Raw genomic sequence first — 9,062 nt, 5'->3', positions numbered from 1 at the left:
CGCGGTGGCCTCGGCGCGGTGCTCGCCGCCGGTGGTGCCACGGGCCGGGCCCGAGGCCTCGCCGGAGCGGCCGTTGCGGCCGCCGCGGGAACGACCCCGACCGCCGTCGCGGCCGCTGTCACGGCCGCCGTCACGGCTGCCGGACGTCCGCGGCGCGCGGCCACCGAGGTCCTCGACGGTCTCGGCGTCGAGACCCTCGCGGGTCCGCTGGGCCCGCGGCAGGACGCCCGTGACGGTGCGCGGGATGTCCAGCTCGAGGAACAGGTGCTCCGACGTCGAGTAGGTCTCGGCCGGCTCGTGCTGCGGCAGGCTCAGCAGGTCGCAGATGAGCTTCCACTTGGGCAGGTCGTCCCAGTCGACGAGCGTGATCGCGATGCCCTCGCGGCCGGCGCGCGCGGTGCGGCCGATGCGGTGGACGTACGTCTTCTCGTCCTCGGGGCACTGGTAGTTGACGACGTGGGTGATGCCCTCGACGTCGAGCCCGCGGGCCGCGACGTCGGTCGCGACCAGCACGTCGACCTTGCCGGAGCGGAACGCACGTAGCGCCTGCTCGCGTGCGCCCTGACCGAGGTCACCGTGGACCGCCGCGGCGGCGAAGCCACGCGTCTCCAGCTCCTCCGCGACCTTGGCGGCGGTGCGCTTGGTGCGGGTGAAGATCATGGTGAGCCCGCGGCCCTCGGCCTGCAGGACGCGCGCCAGGATCTCGACCTTGTCCAGGGCGTGGGCGCGGTAGACGAACTGGTGGACGTTCTCGGTCGTCGGCAGGGCGTCGTGGCCCTCGGCCCGGATCTGCACGGGACGGTCGAGGAACGACCGGGCGAGCGAGACGATCGGGCCGGGCATCGTCGCCGAGAACAGCATGGTCTGACGCTGCTTGGGCAGCATCGCCATGAGCTTCTCGATGTCGGGCAGGAATCCCAGGTCGAGCATCTCGTCGGCCTCGTCGAGCACGAGGATCTTGACGGCGCCCAGCTGCAGGTGGCCCTGCTGGGCGAGGTCGAGCAGGCGTCCGGGCGTGCCGACGACGACGTCGATGCCCTTCTTGAGCGCCTCGACCTGCGGCTCGTACGCGCGGCCGCCGTAGATGGTGAGGACCCGCGCGCCGAGCTTGCCGCCGGCGGTGGCGAGGTCGCCCGAGACCTGCACGGCGAGCTCGCGGGTGGGGGCGATGACCAGCGCCTGCGGGGCGGTGGCGCCGCGGCCGGGGGTGGTGTCGATGCGGTTGAGCAGCGGCACGCCGAAGCCGAGGGTCTTGCCGGTGCCGGTGCGGGCCTGACCGATGAGGTCGGCGCCCTGCAGCGCGACGGGGAGGGTGAGCTCCTGGATGGCGAAGGTCCGGACGATGCCGACGCCCTCGAGGGCCTCGACGATCTCGGGCTTGACGTCGAACTCGCTGAACTTCGGCGACTCGGGCTTGACCGGGGCCGACGCCTCGAGCGCCTTGGTCTCGGTGCCGTCGGCGAGGACGACCGTCTCGTCGGTCGCGTTCTCGGTGCTGTCGGTGGTCGGGGTGCCGTCTCCGGCGGTGTGGATCGCAGTCATGTGTGGTGGTGTGGTCTCTCACTCGGTGCGCCGAGTGGAACGCCTCGTTGGCAGGCACCGGCCTCGACCAGGCGGGGCCCGGGAGGCGGTGCACGGAGGGCGGTCGGTACGACGCGCATGTCGGTCGGCGCTGCTGCGCCACCGGTGGAACACCCTCAGCCTACCGTTCACTCCCGTGGACGCCGGATCAGACACGTCACCCCCGCCCGAGGTCACAGACTTGCTGGGCCTGCTGGCCTACGCCGAACTGCTCGCCTTCGAGCACCTGGCGGCCGACGCGTCGTTCGCGCCGACCCTCGGCGGGCGGGTCGCCCTGGCGGAGATGGCGGCCGTCGAGATCGGCCACCACCGCGCGGTCGCGGACCGGTTGTCCTCGCTCGGCGCGTCGCCGGAGCAGGCGATGGCGCCGTTCCGGGGGCCGCTCGACGAGTTCCACCGTCAGACCCGGCCGTCGTCGTGGCTGGAGAGCCTGGTCAAGAACTACGTGGGTGACGGCCTCGCCGCCGACTTCTACCGGGAGATCTCCCGCGACCTGGACCCGGAGACCCGCGACCTCGTCGCCCGGGTCCTCGACGACTCCCGCCACGGCGGGTACGCCGTCGCCCAGGTCCGGGGCGCGATAGCGGCCGACCCGACGCTGTCCGGCCGGCTCGCGCTCTGGGCGCGGCGGCTGGTCGGGGAGGCGATCTCTCAGACCCAGCGGGTCGCCGCCGAGCGCGACGCGCTCACCGAGCTCGTGGTGCGGGCGAGCGGGGACCTCGCGGGCGTCGCCGCCCTCATCACCCGGCTCACCGACCGCCACGGCGAGCGGATGGACGCGCTGGGGCTGCTCCGCTAGGAACAGCCCCAGGCGCAGGCCTGGCCCGAGCGGGCTCAGCCGGTGGCGAAGCCGACCCGCCGCACGTCGGCCGGCGCGATCTCGACGTAGGCGACCAGGTTGGCCGGGACGATGACCTTGCGGCCCTTGGTGTCGGTGACGACGAGCGAGCTGGGCTTGGTCGACGACACCGCCGCCTCGACCGCCGCCTCGACGTCCTCGACGGACATCTCGGTGTCGACCGACAGCTCTCGCGGCGTGTGCAGCACGCCGATCTTGACCTCCACGCGGAACCCTCCTGCTGAACGGGGACTGCAACCGCCCACCACGCTAGTGCGACGGCCGGGACCGCCCGGCGGTACTCCGCCGAGAGCGGAACCACGCCCCGGGGGATGAGCCTCAGCCGGTGTGGCGCGGGAAGTTCGAGATGCCCCGCCACTGCAGGGTGCCGAGCAGCCGGACCGCCTCGTCCTTGGGGATCGAGCGGCCGGTGTCGAGCCACCACTTCGCCGCGACCTGCGCCGCGCCGATGAGCGCCACACCGAGCAGGTGGGCCTGGTCCGCGGGCAGGCCGGTGTCGGCCCGCACCGTCGCGGCGACGGCCGCCACGGTGAGGTCGGTGCTCTGCTCGACCCGCGCCCGCACCTCCGGGTCCGCCGACAGGTCCGACTCGAACAGCAGCCGGAACGCGCCGGCGTCGCCACCCTCGGCCGCGCCCTCGACGAAGTCGAAGTAGGCCGAGAGCACCTGGCGGATGCGTTGCTGGTTGTCGTCGGTGGCGGCGAGGCCCTGCCGGACCGCGCCGGTGAGCACGGCGACCTGCTCGTCGAGCACCGCGAGGTAGAGGTCCATCTTGCCGGGGAAGTGCTGGTACAGCACCGGCTTGCTGACCCCGGCGCGCTCGGCGATGTCGTCCATCGCCGCGGCGTGGTAGCCGTACCGGACGAACGCGCCGGTGGCCGCGGCCAGCAGTTGCGCCCGCCGGGCCGAACGCGGCATCCGGGTGGCCCGGTTCGCGTCCGTGTGGGTGCTCATCCCCCGAACCCTACCGGCGGGTAGGCGGGCGGAGCGGGCCTGTCGCACGCGGGTGCGGGGTCCGTCCGCACCCGCACCCTCGACCTCGGATCGAGACGCTCGAGGTGGTGCGGACCATGCCGGTCCAGCGGATACGAGGTTGCACCGACACGACGGTGCAACCTCGTACCTCCGGACCGGACACCCACGTGGAACCGGTGAAGGGTCGGATCCGGCTGCTCGGGCCGGTCAGGGCAGTGCGGCCCGGTGGTCGTCGCCGAGCAGGGGCGCGAACAGGTCGCCGTCCGCCTCGACGCGCGCGAGGACGTCGGGGGCGAGCAGCCGCATCTCCTCACCTGAAGAGGCGATGTGCTCGACCTCGTCCCACGTCAGCGGGGCGCTGACCGACGGCACGGCCCGGGCCCGCAGCGAGTACGGCGCCACCGTCGTCTTCGCCGGGTTGTTCTGGCTCCAGTCGACCAGCACCTTGCCGCCGCGGATCGCCTTGGTCATGCGGGAGACCACGAGGTCGTCGTGGGACGCCTCGAGCCGCTCGGCCAGCGACCGTGCGTAGTCCGAGGTCGAGCGTGACGAGGTGACCGTGACCGGGGCGTAGACCTGCATCCCCTTCGAGCCCGACAGTTTGACCACGGTGGTGAGGCCGTCGTCCTCCGCGATCTCCTTCAGCAGCAGCGCGACCCGTGCACACTGCACCGATGTCGCGGGCGGCCCCGGGTCGAGGTCGAAGACCAGGAGGTCCGGGGTCGGCAGGGAGTCTCGTGTCCTGGTCGACTTCGCGACCGACCACTGCGGCACGTGCCACTCGATCGCGGCGAGGTTGGCGAGCCAGACGACGGTCGCGAGTTCCTCGCACACGATGTAGTCGATGCGTTCACGGTTCTTGGTCGATCCGGGCGCGGGCAGGTTCACGGTGCGGACCCACTCCGGCGTCCCCCGCGAGGCGTTCTTCTCGAAGAAGAACTTCTCGTCGACGCCGTTGGGGTAGCGCTTCACGGTGAGGGCCCGGGCCTCGATGTGGGGGAGCAGGGTCGGGGCGATCCGGGTGTAGTAGTCGATCATCTCGCCCTTGGTGAAGCCGGCGTCCGGCCACAGCACCTTGTCGAGGTTGGACAGGGTCAGGGAGCGCCCGTCGACCTCGACCGGGACCTTCGTCGTAGAGGCGGCCACGGGACCATCGTTCCCGCCGACCCGCGTCGGTGTCGCGCGAACACACCGATCTCGGGAACAATCCCCCGCATGCGGGCCATCTGGAAGGGAACGGTGTCGTTCGGGCTGGTGACCATCCCGGTCAAGTTGTTCTCGGCGACCGAGGAACGAGACGTCAGCTTCCACCAGGTGCGCAAGGCCGACGGCTCGCGGATCCGGTACAAGCGGATCGCGGAGGCGGACGGTGAGGAGGTCGCCTACGGCGACATCGGCAAGGGCATCTCGCTGCCCGACGGCCACACCCTCATCCTCGACGACGACGACTTCGCCGACCTGCCGCTGCCCTCGACCCGTGAGATCGACGTCCACGAGTTCGTGCCACTGGAGCAGGTCGACCCCATCTACTTCGCGAAGTCCTACTACCTCGACCCCGACAAGACCGGCACCAAGCCCTACGTCCTGCTCCGCGACGCCCTCGTCGACAGCGGCCGGGTGGCGCTGGTCAAGGTCGCGATCCGCAACCGCGAGCAGCTGGCGGTGCTGCGGGTGCGGGACGGCGTCATCGTGCTCGAGACCATGATCTGGCCCGACGAGGTGCGCCAGGCCGACTTCGCGTTCCTCGACGAGGACATCCAGACCCGCCCGGCCGAGGCCAAGATGGCCCAGTCGCTGGTCGAGTCGATGGCGGGCGACTTCGACCCCGGCCAGTATCACGACGAGTACCGCGAGGCCCTCCAGAAGGTGATCGACGCCAAGGTCGAGGGCCGCGAGGTCGTCGAGACCGACGACGTGGTGACGCCGCGCTCGGACAACGTCGTCGACCTCATGGCCGCGCTGCGCGCGTCGGTCGACGCTGCCAAGAAGCGGCGTGGTGAGTCGGGGTCGTCGTCGGACGCCGCCGACGACGCCGCGGACGACGCCGACGACCACTCGACGTCGACGCCCGCGAAGAAGGCGACGAAGAAGGCGGCTGCGAAGGCTCCGGCCAAGAAGGCGGCCGCGAAGAAGACGGCGGCCAAGGCGGCGAAGAAGACCGCCGCCAAGAAGGCCCCGGCCCGCAAGTCGGCGTGAGCGGCGCCGGTTCGTAGGCTCGGGGGATGCCTCGGAGCAGGGTGCCGTACCGGCTGAGCAACGCCCGCACGGTGCTGCGCACCGCGGCGACGGCGAACGGACCGCGCCGGTTCCGACCCTCGCCCGACGCCGCGGCGCCGGCCGTCATCGACACCACGACCCGCCTGCCCGAGCTCGACCTGACCCTGCCGCCGTGGCCCGGCGAGGAGGTCGAGGTCGGAGGCGCCCGGCTGTTCGTGCGGCACACCCCGACCACGGCGACCGGCGAGGTGCCCACCGCCGTCTTCGTCCACGGTCTGGGCGGCGCGTCGACCAACTGGACCGACCTCGGCGCGCAGCTGCGCGGGCACGTCGACGCCTACGCCCCGGACCTGCCGGGGTTCGGCCGGTCCGGGCCGTCGCCCACCGGGGAGTACTCGATCCGCACCCACGCCCAGGTGGTCACCGCCTACCTCGAGCGGGTCGTGGCCGAGCGCGGGGCGCCGGTGCACCTGTTCGGCAACTCGATGGGCGGCGCCATCTCGATCCGGGTCGCGGCCCGCCGCCCCGACCTCGTGCGCACCCTCACCCTGATCTCCCCGGCCGTGCCGGACCTGCGGGTCAAGCGCGACGACGACCCCCGCACCCCGCTGCTGCTGGTGCCGGGGATCGCCGGGATGGCCCAGAAGCGGATCGCCGCGGTCCCGGCACGGGTGCGCGCGAAGGCCCTGGTCGAGATGGTTTTCGGCGACCCGTCACGGGTGCCGGACCACCGCATCGAGGAGGCCGCGGCCGAGCTCAAGGCCCGCGGCGACGAAGGTTGGACCACGGCGGCGTTCAACGCCTCCATGAAGGGGCTCGTCGCGACCTGGTTCACCGCGACGCCCTGGCGCGACCTCGCCGCGATCACCGCGCCGACGTTGGTGATCTGGGGCGACCGGGACAAGTTGGTCTCGCCCGCGCTCGCGCCCCGGGTGGCGACGACCCTGCCCCGTGCCCGGTTGCTGGTGCTGGCCGGGGCGGGTCACGTCGCGATGATGGAGGAGCCGGTCATGACGGCCCGGGCCTGGCTCGGCACGCTCGGCGACGGATCCGTCCTCCGAGCCTCCGGGGATTCCGCGGACTCCGTGCGATCCTGACCGGGTGCTGGACCAGCTGCCGCCGCGCACACCCGCGCGACCGTCAGCTCCCCGCCCGCCCGCGCCGTTCCGCCGCGACCTCCAGCGCCTCGGCACGGCCACCTCGCGGCTCGGCGGCCGGCTGCACCGCCGGTGGGGCTGGCGCCTCTACGCCGTCCCGTTGCTGCTGGTCGTGACGATCGCCGCCCTGACCACCGGGGGAGGGAGCCAGACCTCTGACGAGAGTGCGGACCCGGCGCCGTCAGCGACGGCCGCAGGGGGAGCAGCGCCGCCCGCCGCCCGCGACGAGACCATCAAGACCGACGACACCGGGGTCGGCGCACAGCAGGAGGTCCTCGCCTCCGACGCCCTCCCGCCGGGCGCCCCGTACACCCAGCGGGGAGCGGGGACGTTCCACGTCGTGCCCGGCACCGGCCCGGAGGCGGGCACCGGCAACCTGTACCGGTACACCGTCGAGGTCGAGGACGGCGTCACGGGCGTCGACGAAGCGGCCTTCGGCAAGACGGTCCAGACCGTGCTCGCCGATCCGCGTAGCTGGGTCGGCCGGGCGGGGCAGGGCGCGCTGCAGCGGGTCGACTCCGGACCGGTGTCCTGGCGGGTCACCCTGACGTCGTCGCTGACCGTCCGCGACACCTGCGGCTACGAGATCCAGGTCGAGACCTCGTGCTGGAACCCGACCGACCGCCGCGTCTACCTCAACGTCGCCCGCTGGGTCCGGGGCGACGTCGCCTACATCGGTGACCTCGACGCCTACCGGACCTACATGGTCAACCACGAGAACGGCCACGCGCTGGGCCACGAGCACGTCATGTCGTGCCTGCCGGGCGGCTCCGCGCCGGTGATGATGCAGCAGACGATCACGACCACGGCGACCGACGGCACGATCTGCCAGCCCAACCCGTGGCCGAACCCGCCGGGAGTGGCGCTGGGGCCGGATCCGCGGGGCGAGAGCGCCCCGGCCGTCGGCTAGGACCGCCCCGGGCGTGGGCCGGGGAACGGCGCGTGGTCCAGGGGACCGCGTGGTCCAGGGAACAGGGCCGCGGCAGGCGCGGTTGACTACCGTCGAGAGCCGCTACGCCGTCCAGCCCGATGGAGTGAACTCACGTGTCAGTTCCGTTGTCCCTGCCGCCTCTGGTGGAGCCCGCCGCCGAGTTGACGATCGACGAGGTGCGCCGCTACAGCCGCCACCTGATCATCCCGGACGTCGCGATGACTGGTCAGAAGCGGCTGAAGAACGCCAAGGTGCTCGTGGTGGGCGCCGGCGGCCTCGGCTCGCCCGCGCTGATGTACCTCGCGGCCGCCGGTGTCGGCACGCTCGGCATCGTCGAGTTCGACGTGGTCGACGAGTCCAACCTGCAGCGCCAGATCATCCACGGCCAGAGCGACATCGGGCGCAAGAAGTCCGAATCCGCCGCGGACTCCGTGCGCGAGATCAACCCGTTCGTGAACGTCATCGTCCACGACACCCGCCTCGACAACGACAACGTGCTCGAGATCTTCGCGGGCTACGACCTCATCGTCGACGGCACCGACAACTTCGCCACCCGGTACATGGTCAACGACGCCGCCGTGCTGCTGCACAAGCCGTACGTGTGGGGCTCGATCTACCGGTTCGACGGCCAGGTGAGCGTCTTCTGGGACGACCACGGGCCCAACTACCGCGACCTCTACCCGGTGCCGCCGCCCCCCGGCATGGTGCCCTCGTGCGCCGAGGGTGGCGTGCTCGGTGTGCTGTGCGCGGCCATCGGCTCGGCCATGGTCAACGAGGCCATCAAGCTGATCACCGGCATCGGCGAGACCCTGCTCGGTCGCCTCCTCGTGTTCGACGCCCTCGAGGCGAGCTGGAACGAGATCAAGATCCGCAAGGACCCGAACACGGCCCCGATCACCGAGCTCATCGACTACGAGTCGTTCTGCGGCGTCGTCTCGGAGGAGGCCCAGGAGGCGGCGATGGGTTCGACCATCACCGCCAAAGAGCTCGAGGAACTGCTCGAGTCCGACAAGCCGATCGAGCTCATCGACGTCCGCGAGCCCGCCGAGTGGGAGATCGTGAAGATCCCCGGTGCCCGGTTGATCCCCAAGGACGAGATCCTGCGCGGCGACGCTCTGTCGACCCTGCCGAACGACAAGCAGATCGTCATGTACTGCAAGTCGGGCGTGCGCTCGGCCGAGACCCTCGCCGCGGTCAAGGGCGCCGGGTTCAAGGACGCCGTGCACGTGCAGGGCGGCGTGACGGCCTGGGTCAACCAGGTCGACCCCTCGCTGCCGTCCTACTGAGCGGAGTCGCCGTCCGTGGCGCACGGCCTGAAGTTGCAGGATGACATCGTCTGGCA

9 protein-coding genes are annotated in these 9,062 nt (G+C 71.9%); 5 read left to right on the top strand and 4 right to left on the bottom strand.

Features of this window, described 5'->3' with window-relative positions:
• The coding region (locus ACXR2U_RS13370) for a DEAD/DEAH box helicase (protein ID WP_458825541.1) at nucleotides 1–1,542 on the bottom strand (1,542 nt) is incomplete at its 3' end.
• A 175-nt stretch (nucleotides 1,543–1,717) separates the two neighbouring features.
• Here ACXR2U_RS13370 and ACXR2U_RS13365 point away from each other — a divergent pair.
• Nucleotides 1,718–2,380 carry a ferritin-like fold-containing protein gene (locus ACXR2U_RS13365; RefSeq protein ID WP_458825540.1) on the top strand — a complete coding sequence of 221 codons (663 nt, stop codon included), beginning with the start codon at nucleotides 1,718–1,720 and terminating at the stop codon, nucleotides 2,378–2,380.
• Between the two features lie 35 nt (nucleotides 2,381–2,415).
• Here ACXR2U_RS13365 and ACXR2U_RS13360 read toward each other — a convergent pair whose 3' ends face one another.
• From ACXR2U_RS13360 to ligD, 3 genes are all read right to left on the bottom strand, one after another.
• Nucleotides 2,416–2,646: a DUF3107 domain-containing protein gene (locus ACXR2U_RS13360; RefSeq protein ID WP_458825539.1), complete on the bottom strand. Its 231-nt coding sequence runs from the start codon at nucleotides 2,644–2,646 to the stop codon at nucleotides 2,416–2,418.
• Between the two features lie 112 nt (nucleotides 2,647–2,758).
• On the bottom strand, nucleotides 2,759–3,394 hold the full coding sequence (locus ACXR2U_RS13355) for a TetR/AcrR family transcriptional regulator (protein WP_458825538.1): 636 nt from the start codon (nucleotides 3,392–3,394) through the stop codon (nucleotides 2,759–2,761).
• A 228-nt stretch (nucleotides 3,395–3,622) separates the two neighbouring features.
• Complete coding sequence (ligD, locus tag ACXR2U_RS13350; protein ID WP_458825537.1) at nucleotides 3,623–4,561, bottom strand: non-homologous end-joining DNA ligase; 939 nt, start codon at nucleotides 4,559–4,561, stop codon at nucleotides 3,623–3,625.
• 69 nt (nucleotides 4,562–4,630) lie between these two features.
• Between ligD and ku the strand changes: the two genes are divergently transcribed.
• From ku to moeZ, 4 genes are all read left to right on the top strand, one after another.
• Nucleotides 4,631–5,611 (top strand): non-homologous end joining protein Ku, encoded by a 981-nt coding sequence (gene ku / locus ACXR2U_RS13345; protein ID WP_458825536.1) that lies wholly within the window; start codon nucleotides 4,631–4,633, stop codon nucleotides 5,609–5,611.
• 26 nt (nucleotides 5,612–5,637) lie between these two features.
• Nucleotides 5,638–6,729, top strand: a complete 1,092-nt coding sequence (locus ACXR2U_RS13340) for an alpha/beta fold hydrolase (protein ID WP_458825535.1) — start codon at nucleotides 5,638–5,640, stop codon at nucleotides 6,727–6,729.
• A 4-nt stretch (nucleotides 6,730–6,733) separates the two neighbouring features.
• Nucleotides 6,734–7,699: a DUF3152 domain-containing protein gene (locus tag ACXR2U_RS13335; protein WP_458825534.1), complete on the top strand. Its 966-nt coding sequence runs from the start codon at nucleotides 6,734–6,736 to the stop codon at nucleotides 7,697–7,699.
• A gap of 146 nt (nucleotides 7,700–7,845) precedes the next feature.
• Complete coding sequence (gene moeZ, locus ACXR2U_RS13330; RefSeq protein WP_458825544.1) at nucleotides 7,846–9,006, top strand: adenylyltransferase/sulfurtransferase MoeZ; 1,161 nt, start codon at nucleotides 7,846–7,848, stop codon at nucleotides 9,004–9,006.
• Nucleotides 9,007–9,062 lie beyond the last annotated feature (56 nt).

Source organism: Jatrophihabitans sp. YIM 134969 (assembly GCF_054456675.1).
This window is presented reverse-complemented; position numbering and strand designations above follow the sequence as displayed.